General features: G+C 35.7%; 18 protein-coding genes and 1 tRNA gene. 11 read left to right on the top strand and 8 right to left on the bottom strand.

From position 1 onward, the window contains the following. Nucleotides 1-795: 795 nt before the first annotated feature. Both ACFINX_RS03345 and ACFINX_RS03350 read right to left on the bottom strand, forming a co-directional pair. Nucleotides 796-2,487, bottom strand: a complete 1,692-nt coding sequence (locus tag ACFINX_RS03345) for a Na/Pi cotransporter family protein (RefSeq protein WP_375613347.1) — start codon at nucleotides 2,485-2,487, stop codon at nucleotides 796-798. A gap of 69 nt (nucleotides 2,488-2,556) precedes the next feature. After that, entirely contained in the window at nucleotides 2,557-3,774 is a 1,218-nt protein-coding gene (locus tag ACFINX_RS03350; protein ID WP_375638344.1) for a mechanosensitive ion channel family protein, read from the bottom strand. A gap of 134 nt (nucleotides 3,775-3,908) precedes the next feature. Here ACFINX_RS03350 and dnaG point away from each other — a divergent pair, with 134 nt between their 5' ends. From dnaG to ACFINX_RS03365, 3 genes are all read left to right on the top strand, one after another. Continuing rightward, nucleotides 3,909-5,846, top strand: coding sequence for a DNA primase (gene dnaG / locus ACFINX_RS03355; RefSeq protein WP_375668334.1), 1,938 nt, complete (start codon nucleotides 3,909-3,911; stop codon nucleotides 5,844-5,846). Between the two features lie 391 nt (nucleotides 5,847-6,237). Continuing rightward, nucleotides 6,238-8,253 (top strand): RNA polymerase sigma factor RpoD, encoded by a 2,016-nt coding sequence (gene rpoD / locus ACFINX_RS03360; RefSeq protein ID WP_375613401.1) that lies wholly within the window; start codon nucleotides 6,238-6,240, stop codon nucleotides 8,251-8,253. Between the two features lie 610 nt (nucleotides 8,254-8,863). Next, entirely contained in the window at nucleotides 8,864-9,325 is a 462-nt protein-coding gene (locus tag ACFINX_RS03365; protein WP_375628795.1) for a YcgN family cysteine cluster protein, read from the top strand. 29 nt (nucleotides 9,326-9,354) lie between these two features. On the opposite strand, the gene ACFINX_RS03370 is transcribed toward ACFINX_RS03365, so the two are convergent. Next, nucleotides 9,355-10,098, bottom strand: a complete 744-nt coding sequence (locus ACFINX_RS03370) for an SIMPL domain-containing protein (RefSeq protein ID WP_375638343.1) — start codon at nucleotides 10,096-10,098, stop codon at nucleotides 9,355-9,357. A 170-nt stretch (nucleotides 10,099-10,268) separates the two neighbouring features. On the opposite strand from ACFINX_RS03370, the gene ACFINX_RS03375 reads away from it, so the two are divergent. Both ACFINX_RS03375 and ACFINX_RS03380 read left to right on the top strand, forming a co-directional pair. Further along, nucleotides 10,269-10,345: transfer RNA gene (locus ACFINX_RS03375), tRNA-Ile, on the top strand. Between the two features lie 1,696 nt (nucleotides 10,346-12,041). After that, nucleotides 12,042-12,224: a hypothetical protein gene (locus ACFINX_RS03380; protein WP_375611974.1), complete on the top strand. Its 183-nt coding sequence runs from the start codon at nucleotides 12,042-12,044 to the stop codon at nucleotides 12,222-12,224. Here the strand turns inward: ACFINX_RS03380 and ACFINX_RS03385 are convergent. Continuing rightward, nucleotides 12,148-12,462 (bottom strand): helix-turn-helix domain-containing protein, encoded by a 315-nt coding sequence (locus ACFINX_RS03385; RefSeq protein WP_007347852.1) that lies wholly within the window; start codon nucleotides 12,460-12,462, stop codon nucleotides 12,148-12,150. The two genes, ACFINX_RS03380 and ACFINX_RS03385, sit on opposite strands and share 77 nt — an antisense overlap. 610 nt (nucleotides 12,463-13,072) lie before the next feature. Between ACFINX_RS03385 and ACFINX_RS03390 the strand changes: the two genes are divergently transcribed. From ACFINX_RS03390 to ACFINX_RS03405, 4 genes are all read left to right on the top strand, one after another. Continuing rightward, nucleotides 13,073-13,198 (top strand): hypothetical protein, encoded by a 126-nt coding sequence (locus ACFINX_RS03390; RefSeq protein ID WP_375613352.1) that lies wholly within the window; start codon nucleotides 13,073-13,075, stop codon nucleotides 13,196-13,198. 21 nt (nucleotides 13,199-13,219) lie between these two features. Next, a complete protein-coding gene (locus ACFINX_RS03395) occupies nucleotides 13,220-13,468 on the top strand; it encodes a hypothetical protein (protein ID WP_375613353.1) in 249 nt (82 codons plus the stop codon). A gap of 306 nt (nucleotides 13,469-13,774) precedes the next feature. Then, a complete protein-coding gene (locus ACFINX_RS03400; protein WP_375613354.1) occupies nucleotides 13,775-14,086 on the top strand; it encodes a hypothetical protein in 312 nt (103 codons plus the stop codon). Nucleotides 14,087-14,138: 52 nt separating this feature from the next. Beyond that, complete coding sequence (locus ACFINX_RS03405; RefSeq protein ID WP_375613355.1) at nucleotides 14,139-14,309, top strand: hypothetical protein; 171 nt, start codon at nucleotides 14,139-14,141, stop codon at nucleotides 14,307-14,309. A gap of 530 nt (nucleotides 14,310-14,839) precedes the next feature. On the opposite strand, the gene ACFINX_RS03410 is transcribed toward ACFINX_RS03405, so the two are convergent. Then, on the bottom strand, nucleotides 14,840-15,019 hold the full coding sequence (locus ACFINX_RS03410) for a DUF1508 domain-containing protein (protein WP_142416545.1): 180 nt from the start codon (nucleotides 15,017-15,019) through the stop codon (nucleotides 14,840-14,842). A 389-nt stretch (nucleotides 15,020-15,408) separates the two neighbouring features. Then, entirely contained in the window at nucleotides 15,409-15,948 is a 540-nt protein-coding gene (locus ACFINX_RS03415) for a helix-turn-helix domain-containing protein (protein ID WP_375628802.1), read from the bottom strand. A gap of 358 nt (nucleotides 15,949-16,306) precedes the next feature. Here ACFINX_RS03415 and ACFINX_RS03420 point away from each other — a divergent pair, with 358 nt between their 5' ends. Next, the gene (locus tag ACFINX_RS03420) at nucleotides 16,307-17,359 is read left to right on the top strand and encodes a DUF475 domain-containing protein (RefSeq protein WP_375668335.1); all 1,053 of its coding nucleotides are present in this window, start codon (nucleotides 16,307-16,309) and stop codon (nucleotides 17,357-17,359) included. Between the two features lie 450 nt (nucleotides 17,360-17,809). Here the strand turns inward: ACFINX_RS03420 and pncA are convergent, their stop codons facing one another. Then, complete coding sequence (gene pncA, locus ACFINX_RS03425) at nucleotides 17,810-18,418, bottom strand: bifunctional nicotinamidase/pyrazinamidase (protein ID WP_375621374.1); 609 nt, start codon at nucleotides 18,416-18,418, stop codon at nucleotides 17,810-17,812. Nucleotides 18,419-18,464: 46 nt separating this feature from the next. Then, nucleotides 18,465-19,001, bottom strand: a complete 537-nt coding sequence (locus tag ACFINX_RS03430) for a hypothetical protein (protein WP_375611982.1) — start codon at nucleotides 18,999-19,001, stop codon at nucleotides 18,465-18,467. A gap of 160 nt (nucleotides 19,002-19,161) precedes the next feature. On the opposite strand from ACFINX_RS03430, the gene ettA reads away from it, so the two are divergent. After that, on the top strand, nucleotides 19,162-20,811 hold the full coding sequence (gene ettA, locus ACFINX_RS03435; protein ID WP_375613359.1) for an energy-dependent translational throttle protein EttA: 1,650 nt from the start codon (nucleotides 19,162-19,164) through the stop codon (nucleotides 20,809-20,811). Nucleotides 20,812-21,185 lie beyond the last annotated feature (374 nt).

Genomic DNA, 21,185 nt, shown 5'->3' on the forward strand with positions numbered 1-21,185 from the left:
TATTCCTTTTTTAACCAGTGGAAAGGATATTTCTTTTAGATATTTTACTTATTACTTTCCTTTATATAAAAATAACATTCACATTTATATCATAATAATACTTAATAAGTATAAATATACAACATATTTTAATTTATAAATAAATTAATTAATTGATAAATATGAATAAAAGAAGAAAATATTAGTAGAAATGTTCTAAGAACTCATAAAGTGTATTTATAAGCTTTTTAAATCTCTCTCTTAAATTAAAAAAACAATTGTGATTAAAGCAATAAGTAAAATGGATATTTAAAAGTTTGGAGCTTGCCAATTGATATCAATGATGTTTGAAATGAAAACTGTTTCGTTGATACGTTATAGCATGGCTGTATAGGTTGAACCTCTACCAATCTTGATATAAATGTTGCATTTTTGTGGGGTTTTGTATTTCTTATAGAGTATTTCTGTTTCGCTGCTACTGTGAAGCGGTTCCCTTTTTACAAGGCGGGTTTAGGTTGGAACTATCATACTCTTGACCTACTCTTTATGTGTTTAACAGTCTTGGCTTTGAGATGGTTAGGCATTTTTACATCTTTCTTCAAGAGTTCTATTCTACATGCTGCTTTGTTTGTAATGTGCAAGCAGATGACTTTGAGCAATTCATCATGTATAGATTTTAAATGAAAGAAACTTACGATGCAGAAAGCTCATTTAAATTGTCGAATAATAAGATATTTTGATTAAATCAATATCTTGACCATATTCAAAATTGAATAATCGATGTGATGTGTGTTTTATTCAAGTTATTTGAAAGGTTTAAGTTTTTTCTGTTTGTTCTTCAGCAGGGTTGCGTAGACGAGAACTTTGAAGAAGTCCCTGTTCTTCTAAAATGGGGTAGATCATTGAGGTCAAAAGAGAGTTGATTTGTTTGAGGTCGCGCACAGTGTCGAGATGAAGACTGGATGATTCTACATTTTTGAGATCCCCTTCACGCAGACGTTTAAAATGTTTTAAACTCATCTCTTTTTCTAAGTTTCGTAGTTGATCTTTTTTTTGTACCAATAGGTGTGCAGTGTGTGTATCACGTGAGACGAGAACGTTAAATGCTATATGCGCGTTGGCTAGTACAATGGCGTGGAAACGAAGGAGGTCACTCCAGCCCTCGCTGCTGAACTGTAAACCTTTTTGTTGTTTCTTTTTAACCAGCATCAACATATTATGAATAATGATATCGCCTGCTTGGTCTAATTTTATACAGGCACCTAGAAGTTCTTGCGTTTGAAGAGCTTCTTCGTCAGATAATTTTTGTCCCGCTAATCGTGCAAGATAAAGTTTGATGGCGATATGTTTTTTGTCCAATATGGTGTTGAGTTGGTTGAGTTCACGAATAATATTGGGATCAGGCTTTTCATAAAGTCCCATAATTTTTTCTAGCATGATGTCTACAAGATCACAAATATGAATGACTTCACGCATGACATTCGAGAGGGCGAGAGTTGGGCGATCAAGAACACTGTCATCAAGAGCTGTTTGATCGGATAAATTGAGCGTTTTGTCGGCTTGCATTTTTTTTGCACTTATATTCACGATCTGAGTGGTTAATTTTAAAACCCATTTTGAAAGCGGTATTCCAGCAAGGAGAATGAAAACATTAAAAATGATATGGGCGTTGATTACTTGAGTAGGGGCGTTATTGCCAAGCCATGTGATGGGAGGGTGAAAGGAGAGAAATAAGATAAGTATAAGGATTGACCCTGCCCCACGCATGAGTAAATTTCCTAAGGGAACGAGGCGGGTATTAGGAGAGGCGTTGCGCGTTAAAAGTGGTGCTATAAGAGAAGAGCCAAAGTTGACACCAAGAACCATGACAACACAGAGTTGCGTATGGATAAGATCGTAGTTGGCAAAATTGACCAGCAAAATGATTCCTGCAATGGATGAATGTAAGAGGTAGGTTAAGCCAGCAGCCAACAAAAAAGTGGAAATAGGATCGGTTGAAAGATAACGAATGATGCTAGGCAAAATTTCGCTTTCACGTAAAGGTTCTGTCGCGGTACTTATCATCTCTAAAGATAAAATCAAAAGACCAATACCGATGACAATACGTCCTATTTGACGCCATTCACGTTTTTCTGTTGTCATGAAGATACAAGTGCCAATTAAAAGACACAAGGGTACAACAAGAGTGAGGTCATAGGTGAGAATTTTTACAACGATTGCTGATCCTAATTCTCCTCCACGTACAGCCATAAGTCCTGCTACTCCAGAGACAAAACCAGATTCAACGAAAGAGCCAACGAGGAGTGTTATTGCTGTAGAGCTTTGTAAAATCATTGCTGTAAAAAGCCCAAAACTTACGGCAAACAATGGTTTTGAAACGACGTGGCACATTTTATATTTAAGTCTGTCACCATAGGCGCGTTCAACTCCTGTGCGCACCATGCGTGTGGCCCAGAGAAGTAAAGAAATAGCGCCGGCAAGATGAAGGAGTACCAATGAACCATTCATGATACTTTATTCTTTCTTTGTTGTTGTGAATGTGGTTGCCTCAAATTAATAAATTGAAGTTTATTGTTTTTATTTCACTTTTGCTTTTAATACTTGATTAAAATCATAACCGCTTGGATTTTGAAAAACCTTTAGACCGAAACAGGGCAGAATGGAATAAAGGTGATCAAAGATATCGCCTTGAATTTGTTCATAGTCGATCCAAACGGTGGTGTTTGTAAAGCAATAGATTTCTAAGGGTAAACCATTTTCTGTAGGAGGTAATTGCCGTGCCATGAGGGTCATATTAGGGTTGATGTTTAGATGCTGTTGTAGATAAGCAAAAACATAAGCACGAAAAGTTCCAATGTTGGTTAAACGGCGCGTATTGGCTAAGACATCATGATTTTTATCTAATTGAGCGTTCCATTGTTCGATTTCTTCTACTTTTTGCGTGAAATAACTTTCTAATAAATTAAATCGGGAAAGATATTTTTGTTCTTCTTTTGTGAGAAAATGGATACTTGATTGATCAATAAAAAGGGAGCGTTTGATGCGTCTGCCACCCGATTCTTGCATTCCACGCCAATTTTTAAAAGGGTCGGTCACAAGTTTACGGATAGGAACTGAGGTGATGGTGTTGTCGAAATTTTGAACTTTAACAGTATGCAAGGCAATTTCAATAACATCACCATCGGCACCGAGATTGGGGATTTCAATCCAATCCCCAACACGAACCATATCAGTGGATGAAATTTGAATACCGGCAACGAGAGAAAGAAGCGTATCTTGAAAAATTAACATGAGAACCGCGGCCATTGCACCAAGACCGGAGAAGAGAATAAGAGGGGAACGGTCAATCAATGTAGCGACCATTAAAATTGTTGCAACAGCAAAAAGTGCAATTTTAGCAATTTGAATATAACCTTTTATTGGTTTTAGTCGTGCTGTTGGTCGTTGTTCGTAAAGGATGTTAATGACATTGAGACAGGAAGAAATTGTCAGGACGACAAAGAAGATAATGAAGGCGTTGGCAACATTACTGATGACAGTGCTAAATGCATCGGGCAATGTTGAGATAAAATTAACACCAATTGAAAGAATAAAAGCTGAAATGATATCCGCTATGTATTGAATAGCATTATTAATATCGATCGTTGTATTTTTGGGGAGAAAAGAAGAGAGTTTTTTTGCTCCGTGAATAAGTAATTTTCGTCCTAGAAAGTTCACTAAAAGGGCAGCTATAGTAAGAATAACAAGCCAAGAAATAGCCTCTAACCACGGATATTGAGCAATAAATTCGATCACTTTTTATTCTCCATTTCTAAAAATATATGCAGTTGAGGGTTTAAAATTTTACAACTGCTTAAGAGGAAGTATTGGAATTATGCTCTAAAGTCGTTAAATATGCAAAAAAGAATTTTCAAACTCTGTGAGAGATAATGCGTTTTCCGCCCGATTTCCTTAATGAATTGCGTACGAGACTCCCAATTTCAACAGTGATTGGGCAACGGGTGGATTTTGATCCTCGAAAAAGTAAGCCTTCACGGGGAGACTTTTGGTGTTGTTGTCCATTTCATGGTGAAAAAACGCCAAGTTTTCATTGTGATGATCATAAAGGGCGCTATTATTGTTTTGGTTGTGGTGTAAGTGGAGATATTTTTACCTTTTTGTGTGAGCTTGATGGATTGCACTTTTCAGAAAGTGTAGAGCGTTTGGCTGATTTTGCGGGAATAAAACTCCCTATTTTGGATTCACAAAGTCATAAACGTCAACTGGAAAAAGCTGACCTTTATGATGTGATGAAAATTGCTACAGATTTTTTTCAATATAATTTACGCGATAAAGAAGGTACGCAAGCACGTCGTTATCTGGATGCACGTGGTGTTACACCAGAGCTTGTAGAGCGTTTCCGCATTGGTTTTGCACCGGTAAGGCGTACAGCTTTGAAAGAAGCTTTGAGTGCACGGGGCATTTCAATAAAGCAAATGGAAGAATGTGGGCTTCTCTCAGTGCATGAGGAGAGCGCAGATTCTTATGACCGATTTAGAAATCGCATTATGTTTCCTATCGAAGATTTGCGCGGACGTGTGGTGGCTTTCGGAGGGCGTGCATTAGAGAAAGAGACACGAGCAAAATATCTCAATAGCCCTGAAACAGTGCTGTTTCATAAAGGAAATATACTTTATAACGCGGCAGCAGCTCGCAAAAATAGTCGCTTTGTTGGCGATGAAAAAATTCATTCACTCCTTGTTGTTGAGGGGTATATGGATGTCATTGCATTGACTAAAGCTGGTTTTGAAGGAGTTGTAGCGCCCTTAGGGACAGCATTAACGGAAGCGCAAATTGAGCTTTTATGGCAGATGGGGAAGGAGCCTATTTTGTGTTTTGATGGTGATGATGCTGGTTTAAAAGCTGCTTTTCGTGTTGCTGATCGTGTGTTGCCTCTTTTAAAGGCTGGGGTTTGTGTACGCTTTGTTTTGTTGCCACAAGGGAAAGATCCTGATGAAATTGTTTGTGCTGGTGGAGCACAGCTTTTTTCTTCTTTTTTGCAAAAAGCTATTCCTTTGAGTGAGCTTTTATGGTGGCGTGCTACCTATGGAAAGCATTTTGAAATTCCAGAGGCACGAGCAGCGCTAGAAAAACAACTAAAACAACAAATTTTTACGATTAAGGATGAAGATGTCCGTCGTTATTATTTGCAAGATGTAAAAAAACGCCTTTTTGATTTTTTTCGTCCCTCTTTTTCGAAAAAAAGGGGGGAAGGGCGATATGGTCAATCTTCACCAAATAGGACCTTTAAAGATCAAACCTTTTCTCTGTTAGCAAATTCTGAAATAGTACGAAATTCTTCGCAATCTATCCCTTTGCGTGAAGCAGTGATTTTACTTACTTTAGCTTACTATCCTGAGTTGTGGTATGAAAATTTTGAAATTCTTTCTGAGTTAGAATTAAAAAATACTCAATTGATAATTTTTCATCAAGCTATGTTGGAAATTCTTGGGGACCAACAGCTTCATGATAAAGAGACGATGGTTGTGTTCTTAGAAAAAAGAGGGCAAAAGGCTCTGTTAGAGCGTATGAAACATCTTGTGCAAAATATTGGTATGCGTATTATTCCTGGTGGAGCCCCTATAGAAGATGCGCGTGCTATATTAAAACAAGCTGTCTACTTGCATCTTCAAGAACACCACCTACATAAGAGGTTACAGGATATTGAAGAGCAACTTGTAGAAAATCCTAAGAGTGAGGTTTTTGATCTGCTTCGTGAGGTAAAAAATGAGCTGGAGCAGATGCAGGCAACAGAAGCGTTAATTGAAGGATTTGGAAGTTGGTTGGATGAAAAAATAGACGGGAATACACAAGATACGATAAAATGATTCGCTTTTTTAATGCGAATCAGTCACTTAAATTTTAGATGAGGAAGTTTATGTGGAGTGACATTTTTATAAAGATGACAATTAAATTTTAGGAAAAGCGGGTAAATTTTAGGAAAAGCGGGAAATTGGTTCTTACGATAGGGTGCAGAAATTATCTCAGAAGGGCTGAGAGGTGTCGGGGAAACTTCTGGAGTTTTCCCGCGTTTTTGTCTGGATGTCAAGTTTGTCTGGATGTCAGGGCGTATACAAAATGTATTCTTTCCAATGGTAATCTCTTAACAGGAAGTATATATGAGTAACTATTGGTAGATTTTAGTGAGAACAAAAAAAACTGGTCACATGGAAACTATGGTTACATGGAAACTATGAAGTGATCGAGTGGAGTTATGGTATGGCAACAAAGGTTAAACAGAAAGATAATGCAGAAGTAACAAACCAAGCGAGTTTGGATAGTCCTCTTCTTGATTTTTCTGATGATGCCATCAAGAAAATGATTAAACTTGCCAAAAAAAATGGTTACGTAACAATGGATGAACTCAATGCTGTTCTTCCTTCTGACGAGGTTACATCCGAACAAATTGAAGATATCTTGGCGATGTTCTCTGAGATGGGGGTTAATGTTGTGGATGATGAGGATGAAGTCGAGTCTGAAAATTATGAAGAAGAAGTTACGGTAGAGGGGGGTGATTTAGTAGAAGCCTCTAGCCACGCAATTGCAACGACAACGAATAAACGCGAAGTAACAGATCGTACGGATGATCCGGTGCGTATGTATTTGCGTGAGATGGGAGCTGTTGAGCTTCTTTCGCGGGAAGGCGAAATTGCCATTGCTAAGCGTATTGAAGCAGGGCGTGAGACAATGATTGCAGGACTTTGTGAGAGTCCTTTGACTTTTCAGGCTCTTATTATCTGGCGTGACGAGTTAAAAGAGCAGCGTATTCTTCTTCGTGAAATTATTGATCTTGAAACGACTTATGCTGGTCCAGAAGCAAAGCAGGCTCCTGTTATTGAGCGAAGTGAAGTTGATAAGACAGTAGAAGAAAAAATGTCTTCTGGTATACGTAATATGGGGGAGAGCGCAGGAGAGAGAAACATTGAAGACGATGATGAAGAGGACGAGGACGATGTTAACTTATCGCTTGCTGCAATGGAAAATGAACTTTGTCCTCAAGTTATGGAAACATTGGATTTTATTGCTCAAACCTATGTGAAATTACGAAAATTACAAGATCAGCATGTTGAAAGCAGTTTGGCAGAGCGTAAAGAGGGGGCTCTTACATCTTCTCAGAAGAAGAAATATATTCAATTAAAGGGTGAGTTGATTCAAGCAGTAAAATCCCTTTCTTTAAACCAAAATCGTATCGAAGCTTTGGTTGAACAGCTTTATGACATTAATAAGAGATTGATTCATAATGAAGGTAAGCTGAAACGGATTGCCAATAGCTATGGCATTGGCCATGAGGACTTTTTAAAAGAATACCAAGGGCGTGAATTGGACGCGGATTGGATGAATTATATTTCTGCTTTGCCTACACCTGGTTGGAAAGAGTTTTCGGTGCGTGAAGCAAAAGAAATCCAAAAACTGCGAAGTGAAATACAAAATCTTGCGCAAGAAACGGCTATTTCGATTGGTGAATTTCGTCGGATTGTTATGCAGGTGCAGAAAGGTGAACGCGAATCAACAATTGCGAAAAAAGAGATGGTAGAATCTAATTTGCGTCTTGTCATTTCAATTGCAAAAAAATACACCAATCGTGGTTTGCAGTTTCTTGATCTTATTCAAGAGGGCAATATCGGTTTGATGAAGGCTGTGGATAAGTTTGAATATCGGCGCGGCTACAAATTTTCAACTTATGCAACATGGTGGATTCGTCAAGCTATTACACGTTCAATTGCTGATCAGGCACGTACAATTCGTATTCCTGTTCATATGATTGAAACAATTAATAAAATCGTTCGTACCTCGCGTCAGATTCTCCATGAAATTGGACGAGAACCAACACCAGAAGAATTATCTAGCAAGCTTTCTATGCCGTTAGAAAAAGTACGAAAAGTTCTTAAAATTGCAAAAGAACCTATTTCTCTCGAAACGCCTGTTGGTGATGAAGATGATTCCCATTTGGGTGATTTTATTGAGGATAGGAATGCGTTATTACCAATTGATGCAGCTATCCAAGCTAATCTGCGAGATACGACAACACGCGTTCTTGCTTCATTAACACCACGAGAAGAACGTGTTTTGCGGATGCGTTTTGGAATAGGGATGAATACCGATCACACATTGGAAGAAGTGGGACAGCAGTTCTCAGTTACAAGAGAGCGTATTCGTCAGATTGAAGCAAAGGCACTTCGTAAATTAAAACATCCTAGCCGTTCACGAAAATTGCGCAGTTTTCTCGATTCTTAAATAAAAGAATTCGTGTGCATTTTAATAACTCCCTCTTTCTTCCTAATGAAGGGGGGAGGTGCTTCATGTTGTACTTGGATACTTTTTTGAGAAAAACATAGGAAGAATTTGAACAATCTAGAAAGTTTTCGATGTTTAATGTTTTTCTTAGCTTTGGGGCTTTATACTTCTCTGTCTCAAAAGAATAGATATAGGGCAAAGGGTGGTTATGGAGTAGAGAGTAGGGGGCTTTCAAGAAATGAACGATAAAAACATTACCTTGCGTATAGCGCGGCTCGTTTTTAAGAAATGAGATCTGTTAGGAGTAAACTTATATTGCAACATACGGACTTTTTGATGAAAAATGTATGTTCTTTGCGGAATTTTTCTATCATTTTAGGTGACGCATTTTATTCTTCGTTAAGTTTACAAAGAGATGTTTCAATAGGTTATGTTCATTTATATGCGCTATTTTTGAATATTCTCTTTTTATTCAGATAGCTTTTAAGAACATGGTTTAAAGTATACATTGAGTTGAATCTTTTTAAGAGACAGAAATAGATAAAATTATAGAAATTAAACGTTTCATTTTTTATAGATCGTCTTAATTAAAAAAGGTGTGTCTGAGTTTATGAGTGGAGAACTTCCCTTTTGGAAAGTAAAAAAATTAGAAGAGATTTCCATTTCTGAGTGGGAGAGCCTTTGTGATGGCTGTGGCTGTTGTTGTCTCCATAAAGTTGAGGACGATGATACGGGTGACCTTTATGCAACCAGTATTGCTTGTCGTCTTTTAGATGGGGAAACCTGCAGGTGTCGAGATTATGCTCATCGTAAATCAATTGTACCAGATTGTATATCGCTAGACATTACGACAGTTAAAACAGCGCGTTGGCTCCCAGAAAGTTGTGCTTATAGATTAATTTATGAGGGAAAAGATCTTCATTGGTGGCATCCATTGGTATCGGGGGATTGTCAGACGGTACATACAGCGCATATTTCTGCACGCGGACAAATAGAGATTTACGAAGACGAATTATTATCTGAGGAAGATTATCTTTATCACATTACTGGTCTTCTACGTGAAGGCCAGTAATATGATTTTTTATACAACTTGTTTGTGACTTAATCGATCGCAAAGACTACAGTGACGCTCACGTTATAATTTAATTCACCACCTGCAAAATTTGTATTTGCATAGCTTACATCTGCTGCTCTACTCATGAGACGTGGTGTTGGGTGATAGTAATCATCCTTTTCATTGATTTCAATAATTTTTCCTAATTTTAAATCGGCTGCTTGCGCTATCGTTTGCGCTTTTTCAATGGCTTCAGTAATGGCTTTTTTACGTGCTTCTTGATAAAATGGTTTTGTATCTGCGTTGGTAAAAGTAATGCCGTTAACTGAATTAACACCTAGTGTCATCGCTTGATCAAAGATTTTACCAGCATTGGTAAGATCACGAATGCGCACGGTTAAAGAATTTGAAACATGATAGAGTTTTTCATTATTCTTTTTTTCGTGGTGTTTATCAGAGATCGACTGATAAATGGATAAGCCTGATGTTTGCAAATCATTTGCTTGGATGCCATTGTTTTTAAAAGCGTTTATAATATCATTGATGGATTGATTATTGGAAGCTAATGCCTTTTGGGCAGTTTTGTCATAGGTAACAACGGCTAGATTAATAATGGCCATATCCGGTGCTGCTTGACTTTCTCCGATTGCTGTCACTGTAATCGTTGCATTTTTCATTTTATTTTCTTCAGCATAAGCACGTACAGTCAACGATGTGGCTAAGAGTGTAAATGCTAATATAACTGTTTTAACCAGAGAACTCTTCAGTGGTTGAATTTTCTTTTCTATCATATCTATACCTTTATATTTGTCAGTTAATTATTCTCTCATTTTTAAGAGTTTTTGTAAAGAAATTAGAGCACTGAAAAAAAAACCAATAGAAAAGAGAAAAAGATGGGTTATAATCTTTGTCAGCTCTTGTATCATAGGGCATTTTAGTTTAGAGAGAAACAACCTATTTAGGGCCTGTAGCTCAATTGGTTAGAGCCAGCGGCTCATAACCGCTTGGTTGGGGGTTCGAGTCCCTCCGGGCCCACCAATAGGGAAATGTACAATAGAAAAATGGATCGCTTATATAAAAGTTTTGAGATTCTACCTTTTTCGTTTTTTATTTATTTTCCTGTTTGTTTTAGAAGCTTTTGGTCGTTGTTTGTTGCAGTTTTTTCTCTCAGTTGCTTTAATATGATGGTATGTTTTCTTAGTCTCATCAAAGAAGTTCTCTCATTTGCAACCTTTTAGCATTTGGATTAACTGATATGGGTCGCTATTTACTTTCTTAATTCATATACTGTTTTGTACTTTTCTATATGGTGTTCTTCATAAAATAGAAGGCTAAAAGCTTCATTGGATAAGTTTATTTATACTTGTTCTGCAAATAAACAGACCTCAATAAAACCAATTTTAAAGATTGTACTTGTTCAGAACAAATGGCTCAAAAAACATTTAGTGTAAATTTGCTTTTTTCTAAGTGATGTTAATGTCTTTTAGATGTTCGAATAGCATCATTGTGATGAAAGGTTAGTGTATAAGAGAATGTGATCTATGGGCATTCATATGTATCATGGGGCAACGATGATAACATTTGTTGATATTTTCTTTTTCCCAAGAAAGGAATTCTATTTAATATCTTGAGAAATATTGTTCATAGTGACGGTGGCGTGTTTTTTGAAAAGAATTTTATTAATTGTTCTTTGAAAAGTCAATTGAGTGATTGTTTCTATCGCTTTGCATCATCCAGATTCTATTGTAATAAGCATTTTATTACTCTGTAAGAAATGTTTTCTATGATATTGGAAAATTTGTTAAAATGCCATTTTCTGTTTTTGTGTATTTTTTGCTTAATGTTTAAATTATAGAGTTTTCATGTGATCCGAATTATTATTGAAGAGCAGATGTCTTTTTTGATTTTACTCTGATAAGGAATTGGCAATATTGCGGTAACCCTAGCACTTTTTTGTATTGCTAACATTTTTCTCGTATTGATCGTATAGAGAGTTTTATCTTTATTATGAGTTTTTTCTCTTATGAAAAATTATTGGCAGGGAGGGTGTTTTTTTGGAAAAGTATACTTCTTCTTCAAAGCCATACTTTTAAAATATAATTCTTCATTTGCATAAGGGAATTTCTCTCTTGTTGTGAATCTGTATAAAATTTACGTACAAAGATTGTGCGTGGTGATTCGTTTTATTTTTTTGATAGTATCATTTTTGCTTATGATAGAGACTTATATTAGTATTTACAAGGTGCGTTTAGAGGGGAGGTTACCTGTAAATGTGTTACAGAGTTTTAGGTAGTGTGGCTCTGTTTATAAGAATTTATTCCTATAACATTGTTATATTCTCGCTTTGCAATATTGTTAAAAAAACATAGATGGTGCTATGTAGAATAAATTGTGATGTATTTTTTTCAAAAAAGCTTTTTCGTGTTCTCTTATATAGAGTTCAGGAGTGTCTTCAGGGATATTTTCACATTAGTTTTTATTGGTCCGAATCGCAAGATCTGCGTAACATTATTCGCGTTTTTGATAGATTATACCAATTTTCATAAGAAGGTCTGGATCGTGTGATGCTTTCTGTTTCACCATGGTACATGACTAATAGAACTTCATCTGATTTTGTAAAATAAGTTTGTACACAATTGCTTCCATACTGCCTATTGCAAATATTTTTTTCTAAGGTATGAGATATATTTTAAACGCTTTAGCGTTATATAGTGTGACTACATGGAGTATGACTATGAAGAATGATAAAAAATTTGAAACAACTTTATCTGATATTATTGTGAAATGGGAGTCTTTATCGACGTCTCAAAAGCAAGCGATATTGGATAAAGTAGAAAATGCTACAGATTCTGCTCATTCAACAGAACATTTAAGGCTTCAATCTTCTTTTTATCTCCAGACGAAATCAAAGTTATGAGTTTTAAGTCTTCATCGGAGATGTTGAAACCAGTTATTACATATATGGCACTAGCATTTCCCAGTGTATTCAAAATAGCCATGAGTTTATCTACAGAAGGCCTCTTGCCTCCATTTATCATTTGTTGGACGTAATTTTGTCCACAGCCTGCAGCTCTGCTTATTTCAATCATTGTTCGTCCGTCACTTTTTATCAATTCAACTAAGCGTTGGAACCAATCTTTTTCAGTCTTTGTCATTTTTAGACCTTTACATATTTACGCTATAGCGTTAATATTGCGTTGCGAATCCAGAATATATGATACAAGGAGCGTGAAAATATCCATGTGTAGCTCTTCGCTAAGGAAGCATATAGAGTTGTTTTTAACTAATAACAAAATGTCCCCATACACTTTCAGATTCGAATCAATAAAAATGGTTGCTTAGTTCCACGGTTGTGAAAAAGTAAATGTGTATACCAGAAAGGGCGATACACACTCGTATGTTTATGAGATTTCACTATGATAGTATACGTAGCAGCATTATAAATCAAGATATACCCCAACATCAGAATTTGTAAAAAAAATTCTGATGTTGGGGTAGTGTGTGAATATAACGAAGCTTTAGAGCCTTAAGAGATAGGATAATGGCTGTAGAAAAAATGTAAATTGCATAGACAAAGAATACTGATTTCTTCTTTATTGTAATAAATTAGATCACTATCAGATGGTATATCGTATATATGCGTAAAAAAATGGGAAATATCAAAAAAGTGATCTTGGATATTTTATTAAACAGGAAGGTAATCTGATCCACAAAGGTGGTTGTTTGGTAGAATTGTACATTCGATCAATGCCCTTATGGGGATGAATGTGTTTTTATGATGCTGCGGTTTATAATGAAGTCTGTGTTTATAATGATATTGTTATTGATAACAATGCATTAACATATGGTTGTTTAGTCGTTCGTAAGAGTTCGCATGTTTATGAAAAATAAGAACTTTATCGTTATTTGAATATGAGTGGAGATGCATATGTTTATGCTAATGCGGTCTTTTTTGATCAAGTTTTGAATGCTCAATGTATTGAATTTTGTGGTGATACTCGTGATTTTAGAAAGGCTCGAGTTTATAATGATGCTTTAGTTTGTGGTGATGTAAAGATTTGTGGGAAGGCAAAATTTTACAGAAATGCTGTGCTTTGTGACACTGAAGATTTTTGTAATAATGAAAAACTTTCATATATAGCCGCATTCCACATGGCGTAAAAAAGGAAGATAGGAACGATTTGGGCAAGGCTTGTATGATTGGATTGCGTCGTTAGTTTTATTTGACGTTCCTTATTTTTTGTATTTTGTGTCAATAAATGTGTCGCAAATAATTGGTGTGAGTGTAGATTTAGCCGCTTTCAGAGATTTGTTTGCGTCATTTATCAATGCTTTAATGGAGAAAATAAGAACGCCGAGAGTGATTGTTCACACTTGGAACATGCAATTTATTGCATTCTTTTTTTGATTGAGGATGAAACAAATTGGTCAAGATCATCACTTGAGCGACAATTAAGGGAGATCCAAATGAGTGTAAACGAAATTTTATTGGGAGCAATGATTGTTGTTTTGTTGTGCAGCGGGGTTATATTTCGATTTTCTTTATATTATCGCAGTCAAGTGAAAATTTTAAAAGAGGAATCTAGAAGAATAAAGCATGAGTTTTTAAGAGATTCTATGAAGATGACTGAAGAACGAGATAGGGCTATTAGAGAGCAAAGTATGGTGATTAAAAGACGCGACCAAGCAATTGAAAAACTGAAAAAACAAATTAAGCAATATGAAAAAAATGAAAAGAAATATAAAAAAATGCTTAAATCTGAAGATGATAAAGAGTGATTGTATTCATATTTTGCATTAAAGGGTTTGGAAATGTGTTAGGAAGATTGGAATGACGAGAGAGATAAACTTTAATGAAGCCAATTATGGTGCTGATGGAGAGATTGTATTGGAAGAGAATATTCAAGTTTACTCTGATTTTATGACAACATTTAAGGTTATAAGACAGAGCGTCGTTGATCATAAAATAAGAGTTTATGATGATAAACCAGTTTATAGGTAGGCTAGTTATTAAAAAGCGCGTCTATACAATCCAGCAATTTTATATTATTGCTGGAAACAGTTTTGCACGTTCTTTTTAGATGTAAGGTATAAATGCTACGATAGTTTCAGCTAATAGGTATAAAAAATTGCATGATAATAGAAAGAAAGAGATATTTGCTTTTTATGAAGATGAAATGGGTAAGTCAGTTATGATTATCAGATACAGAAGAGGAATATGAACGTAAAAGATATTAATATCTTTTAGAGTAAATATATTTCTCATTGATGATTTATCTTCTCTTCATGTGCGTTTATTTTTTATGAAAAATACAACACTTAAGAGATTTTCTTTTTGATAAAGGCTATAGAGATTTGAGTATGATTGAAAATAAACATATAATCTGTAAGAATATGAATGTTCTTTGTGAGTGTCAGAAATAATACAAAAACTTCCTCTCATTGAGGGCAAATCAATCACTTTTCATTTATCACAAAAGTAACTACCATACCATTATACAAAATAAACGCTTGTTTTAATGTTAAAGAACGTTAGGACTGTAGTTCTCTAATAAGAGCCTTATGTGTAATTTCTTTTATTTGCTCAATATTGATTAGGATATCTTGTTTTGTTGGATAACCTTTACTAGAAAAAGCAATTTTTTGTGCATCTCCTGAGATTAAACGCCAGTACCATTGATTGTGAACTCCTTGAAACACCTCAAAATACATGCTTCCCACCTCATAAAATAGCTGATAATTTTCAGGATAAATATTTAACTAATCCGCTTGTAAACATTAATGTATGTCTCTCTAGGAAGTCGTCAATATATTCCCCTTAAATTTTCTGACCTTAAAAAATAATTTCTATGAGAGCTATTATTCTTTTAACAAGAAAAAATTTATTGTCAATAAGATATGAATGAGAATTTTATACTATAAAATTATTTTTTTTAATTTAAAGACACTATACTTTCATTTACAACGCAAATATTTTTCTGTCGTTACAGAAATAAAGTTTATAAATTATATAAAACTTCACCAGCACGGATAAAGTAAAAAAATACTTCTTTCCATACTGGTGTTTAATCATTTCTTGCTTTTTCTTTTGAAATAGACGTTTATTGATTAGCTATAACCTCTTTTTGGGATACGCTTCGAATGAGTAAATCAATGAATAAGCTAAGGGTATAAGAATTGGCCATTTTAGCTTTCATATCGATAAGAGAGGTTGTAGTTTTAGAGTTAAAACCATTTGATAAACCTTGTCTTGACAAATATTGCTGCAATTTTTCATAAGAACTGTCGATTTTTTCTTGATTTAGTTTTTCGTTACGATCACTATCGGCAAGTGTTTCTTCCAGTCCCTCGATTTTTTTAATAAAATAATTCCAGTCAAAATCACCTTTTGTATATTCGGTGTCAAACATTTTTCCTTGTCCAGTTAAAAGCCAATTAATATTGACACCATATAACGTGCGGTATGTTTGTAAGACACTAAGATTGGGTTCTCTCTCTCCACGCTCATAAAAAGCAATGGAATTTTTTGTCATGCTAAAACTTTTAGCTAAGGTTTCACGCGATGGATCGCCTAAAGCAAGACGTACATAACGTAAACGTTTTCCAAATATGGTTTTTGATTCAGTTTCAGGACGTGCCACGAATTATCTCCCTCGGTAAATCATCATGGTATAAATCATTAAATAATAAAAGCACACTATGTATTAATATTCTATGATATAATGTCAATATTATAGCTTTAATTTCTTGTTATTTTTTTATTTGTGTAGATAGAAAGCAATCTTGCACTTATTGTATTGACAATTGATATTCACTTCAAAACAAAATTCCTTGTTGCTACATTTGTCTCTTGCTTTTTTTGAGAGAATTTTCATGTAACTTTACCATATATATTCTATACACCTCTGCATTAATAGATGCAACTTTAAAGAGATGCAAACTTTGGATTGGTACTGGGTGTGCTTAGATGAAGTAGAAAATAAACTTTGAGGAATGATCATGTCCCTATTACGCTATTTTGGGTTTGCTTTTTTTTTCACGATTATTGGTGTCTTTTTAGGAGGGGTTATTGGTTGGTTTGAAACGGAAAGTATTACTGGTTTTCTTAAATATTTTTTTATTTGCTTTGTTTTAGGAATTTTGGAAATTTCTTTATCTTTTGATAATTCTATTATCAATGCGCGTGTTCTTAGTAGAATGAGTCCATTGTGGCGTCGTCGTTTTCTTATATGGGGTATTTTGATAGCTGTATTTGGGATGAGAATTGTTTTTCCATTATTGGTGGTTGTCGTTGCTGTTGGGATTAATCCAATTGCGGCAGTCAAATTAGCGATATGGGAACCACATCGATATGCTGAAGTTTTAACCGATGCGCATATGGGGATTGCTGCTTTTGGAGGAACTTTCCTTATGATGGTTGGCTTAAAATATTTTTTTGATTCTGAAAAAGAAGTGCATTGGCTTAATGTTATAGAGAGATCTGCTCAAAAGTTTGGGGCGCTTGTTGGAATTGATATTGCAATTGTTTTGATTTTGATCTTATTTGTTTCAACTCAGATTGACGCAGAAAATAAAATAACTTTTTTATTAGCAGCACTTTATGGACTTTTGACCTTTATCGGTGTTGAAGTTGTCGGTCATCTCTTGGATACTCCTCAAAAGACTTTAACAACAGTAGCTCACGGGGGAGTAGGGGCGTTTCTTTACTTAGAAGTTCTTGATGCTAGTTTTTCTTTCGATGGCGTGGTTGGTGCTTTTGCCTTTTCACACAACCTTTTTATTATTGCGATAGGTCTTGGTATCGGAGCATTTTACGTTCGTTCTATGACAATTATGTTGGTTGAATCAGGAACATTATTGCATTATCGTTATTTAGAGCATGGTGCTTTTTATGCAATTCTAGTTCTTGCAGTGATTATGTATCTGCAAACGATTATATCGGTTCCTGAAGTTTTAACAGGACTTGTGGGAGTCTGTATTATTGGAATGGCATTATATTCTTCGATTCGTTTTAAGCATCGTCAATTAGATGAACATGTTGTATCTAAGTAATGGAGATTTCTTCCTTTTTCACACTTTTGTTTATCGCATATCTTTGAATAGAAAGAGGTCTTTTATGCAAAATAAAATACTATTTTATTGCTTATTTGCGTTTTTTTAAAGTTGAGTTCATTGCATGATACTACCCATGAAGCCAATAATGTACAATCTCTAGGATACTTTTTGACCTAAATATAAGACAGAAAGCTGATGTTATACTTTTTACCAGCTTTCAATATTATGACAAGCCCTTGCATTTAATGGGTCATAAGAAGCATTCTTACTGTTTTTTTGAATGATTTATTCATACATTGATTCTCTTTGTAACGTGTAAAAGAATGTTTTTCAAACAGGTTTGAAATGAGAGAATTTACGATATTCTGGACTCTTACTTAAATATGTGCAAAATGATTTATCCTTTATAAATCAGTGTATTATAATGGTAGATTAGAGAAGGATATTTTAAGAGACCATTAAAAGTTCTATACCGGCTTCGTTCATTGTTTTAAGCATAGTGTTTAGTGATCCGTTTACATCAATACCAGCACAGGCATTTAATGAAACACTGACTTTAAAACCGCATTGTATAGCGTGAAGAGCAGAAAATCCGACGCAAAAATCAGTTGCTAAGCCACACATAATGAGCTTAGTAAAACCATGTTCTTTGAGATAAACTTGTAAACCTGTTGGTGTTTTTTGATCATTTTCAAGAAAAGCAGAATAGCTATCCATTTTTTGATTATAGCCTTTTCTAAGGATAAGTTGTGCCTTTTCTGCTCTAAGAGATGGATGGAATTCTGCTCCTTGTGTTCCTCGTATGCAATGATCAGGCCAAAGTATTTGAGGACCATAGTCAAGAATGACTGTATCATAGGGCTTTTTTTCAGGATAACAGGAAGCAAAGCTGCAATGGTTTTTGGGATGCCAGTCTTGGGTTAAGATAACGTGGTCAAAATGATTTATGAGATTATTGACGGCGGGTAAAATAGCATCACCTTGAGGTACGGCAAGTGCTCCACCTAGTAAGAAGTCATTTTGAACATCAATGACGATTAAGGCTTTTTTTTCCATAAATATATTCCTATACGAGATGAGCTTTTATCGTATTTTTAAAAAGCTATATGTCGTCTTGAAGTTTTGAAATGATGTGCTGGATATTGATATTATTTTTATAATTATCAAGCCAAAAGAGGGGGATGGATAAGTTTTTACAATTGGTTTTATAGTTTTTTACGAATTGTAACCACGTACCAATGGGAAGTGCGCTGTAGTCATTTGTTGCTACGTGTTGATGCAAAGCTTTCATGATCATTGGGCTTGGGACGTCAGATCCCATAAGGCGGCGGTCGTTTTGTAAACGTAATTTAAGCCATATCAAGGCAAGGGGTGAAGTCCATTGCTTTCCGTAGCAAAAAATCGATGAAAAAAGAGAAGGATTTTTTACTGCGTAATATAAAGCCCATAAAGCGAGAAAAGAAGGCGCATAGAGAATTGCTTTTCTTTGTGGTATCATATTACATTGATAAGTCGGTTTAATACGATAAAAATACAATGTTATATCTGGTATGGAAAAGAGAGGCAATGTTTGATAACAGGTTTCAGGTACAGCTAAAAAGATTTGCTTTTTGCTCTTTAGGGGGATGTTTTTTTGCATTCAGGACCATACTGGGGCTTGTGAGATTAGAAAAAATGTACCAATATAAAGCGAAAGCTTTTGATACGACGTAAGTGCTATTTACTGTACAGTTTCAAAAAGCAAAAGCAGTTTTTTCAAAATCCTAATCTTTAATATCGCATAATATAAAGAGAAATTTATGGCACGTCAATTTATCTATCATATGGCTGGGCTTAACAAGTCTTACGGCAATAAAAAAGTTCTAGAAAATATTCATTTGTCTTTTTATCCAGATGCGAAGATCGGTATTTTAGGGCCGAATGGTGCAGGGAAGTCAACTATTTTACGTATTATGGCTGGGCTAGATAAGGAATATACGGGAGAAGCATGGATTTCTGAAGGAGCACGCTGTGGTTATCTACCACAAGAACCTTTGCTTGATGCGAGCAAAGATGTGCGTGGTAATGTGATGGAAGGTGTTGCAGATAAACAGGAAATTCTTGAGCGTTATAACGAATTGATGATGAATTATAGCGAGGAAACGGCTGATGAAAGCGCACAGCTTCAGGACATTATTGACAGTCAGAATCTTTGGGATTTAGAAAGTCAAGTGGAAATGGCTATGGCTGCTCTTGGCTGTCCGCCAGCCGATGGGGATGTAACAAAACTTTCGGGTGGTGAGAAGCGGCGTGTTGCACTTTGTAAATTGCTTTTGTCAAAACCTGATTTATTACTTTTGGATGAACCGACAAACCATTTAGATGCTGAAACGACGGCTTGGCTTGAGAGGCATCTACGTGAATATCCTGGGGCTGTGCTTTTGATAACCCATGATCGTTATTTTCTCGACAATGTAACGGGTTGGATTTTAGAATTAGATCGCGGTAGAGGTATTCCTTATGAGGGGAACTATTCTGCTTATTTGGGGGCTAAAGCCAAGCGTTTGGCTCAGGAAGGCCGTGAAGAGGCGGCGCGTCAACGTGCTTTATCACGTGAGCAAGAATGGATCGCTTCTAGTCCAAAAGGGCGACAAGCAAAGTCAAAAGCTCGGATTAAGGCTTATGATGAGTTGGTTCAAGCAGCACGTGAGCGCCGTCCTGGAGAGGCGCAAATCATTATTCCTATTGGAGAAAGGTTAGGACAAGTTGTTATTGAGGTTGATAATCTCTCTAAAGCTTATGGTGAACGTGTATTGATTGATTCTCTTTCTTTTAAACTTCCTGCTGGTGGCATTGTCGGCGTTATTGGGGCCAATGGTATGGGAAAGTCGACCTTGTTTAAAATGTTGACGGGACAGGAAAAGCCCGATTCAGGTCAGATACGTATCGGTGAAACAGTTCACATGAGTTATGTGGATCAGAGTCGCGATTCCTTGGTGGGGGATAAAACTGTTTGGGAGGAAATTTCTGGTGGAAATGACATTATTAAATTAGGCAAATATGAGATGAATAGCCGCGCTTATTGCGGGGCTTTTAATTTCAAGGGGGCAGATCAGCAGCAGAAGGTGGCAAATTTATCAGGAGGGCAGCGCAATCGCGTACATTTGGCGAAACTTCTAAAAGAGGGGGGGAATGTGCTTCTTCTTGATGAACCGACAAATGATCTTGATACTGAAACATTGGGTGCATTGGAAGATGCATTGGAAAATTTCGCTGGTTGTGCAGTTATCATATCGCATGATCGTATGTTTCTTGATCGATTGGCAACACATATTTTAGCCTTTGAAGGTGATGGTCATGTAGAATGGTTTGAAGGTAATTTTGCTGAATATGAGGCTGATAAAGTTCGTCGTCTTGGGGCGGAATCTCTTAATCCTAAGCATGCAAATTATAAACCTCTTACACGCTAGAATTTTTTATCTTATCGCAACTTTGTTAGAATAATAGTGTATTTTATTGCGTTTGTTATTTCATAAATAAAGTGTGTGTGTACTCTGTGGGAGTTTTTATTCATTGAAAAGAGTAAGAGACACTTTATGAAATTATGACCTAAATAGGGTTATTTTACTCATGATATATAACCGGTTATTTTTTGTAAAACTGCAATGAAAAGGAGGGGATGGAGCGTATAGTATTACTTCTACAAATGCCTTGGTCATTGAGCATTATCATCTTTACTTAATAAAAATGCAAGCTGGCATTATCATGTTATTTTTTCTCAATAGTATGCAGTTCTTGTTTTTAGGTGGGCATAAAAGGTATTTTTATCCATCTGTCCCCTCCG

The sequence above is a fragment of the Bartonella sp. AP36NXGY genome, assembly GCF_042195865.1.
Classification (GTDB): Bacteria; Pseudomonadota; Alphaproteobacteria; order Rhizobiales; family Rhizobiaceae; genus Bartonella.

Coding starts and splice junctions, on each gene's coding strand:
- ACFINX_RS03365 (WP_375628795.1), top strand. CDS start 8,864: ATGAGTGGAGAACTTCCCTTTTGGAAAGTAAAAAAATTAGAAGAGATT.
- ACFINX_RS03400 (WP_375613354.1), top strand. CDS start 13,775: ATGAGTGTAAACGAAATTTTATTGGGAGCAATGATTGTTGTTTTGTTG.
- ACFINX_RS03385 (WP_007347852.1), bottom strand. CDS start 12,462: ATGACAAAGACTGAAAAAGATTGGTTCCAACGCTTAGTTGAATTGATA.
- ACFINX_RS03370 (WP_375638343.1), bottom strand. CDS start 10,098: ATGATAGAAAAGAAAATTCAACCACTGAAGAGTTCTCTGGTTAAAACA.
- ettA (WP_375613359.1), top strand. CDS start 19,162: ATGGCACGTCAATTTATCTATCATATGGCTGGGCTTAACAAGTCTTAC.
- ACFINX_RS03420 (WP_375668335.1), top strand. CDS start 16,307: ATGTCCCTATTACGCTATTTTGGGTTTGCTTTTTTTTTCACGATTATT.
- ACFINX_RS03345 (WP_375613347.1), bottom strand. CDS start 2,487: ATGAATGGTTCATTGGTACTCCTTCATCTTGCCGGCGCTATTTCTTTA.
- ACFINX_RS03395 (WP_375613353.1), top strand. CDS start 13,220: ATGAGTGGAGATGCATATGTTTATGCTAATGCGGTCTTTTTTGATCAA.
- ACFINX_RS03380 (WP_375611974.1), top strand. CDS start 12,042: ATGAAGAATGATAAAAAATTTGAAACAACTTTATCTGATATTATTGTG.
- ACFINX_RS03410 (WP_142416545.1), bottom strand. CDS start 15,019: ATGTATTTTGAGGTGTTTCAAGGAGTTCACAATCAATGGTACTGGCGT.
- pncA (WP_375621374.1), bottom strand. CDS start 18,418: ATGGAAAAAAAAGCCTTAATCGTCATTGATGTTCAAAATGACTTCTTA.
- dnaG (WP_375668334.1), top strand. CDS start 3,909: ATGCGTTTTCCGCCCGATTTCCTTAATGAATTGCGTACGAGACTCCCA.
- ACFINX_RS03430 (WP_375611982.1), bottom strand. CDS start 19,001: ATGCAAAAAAACATCCCCCTAAAGAGCAAAAAGCAAATCTTTTTAGCT.
- ACFINX_RS03405 (WP_375613355.1), top strand. CDS start 14,139: ATGACGAGAGAGATAAACTTTAATGAAGCCAATTATGGTGCTGATGGA.
- rpoD (WP_375613401.1), top strand. CDS start 6,238: ATGGCAACAAAGGTTAAACAGAAAGATAATGCAGAAGTAACAAACCAA.
- ACFINX_RS03390 (WP_375613352.1), top strand. CDS start 13,073: ATGTGTTTTTATGATGCTGCGGTTTATAATGAAGTCTGTGTTTATAAT.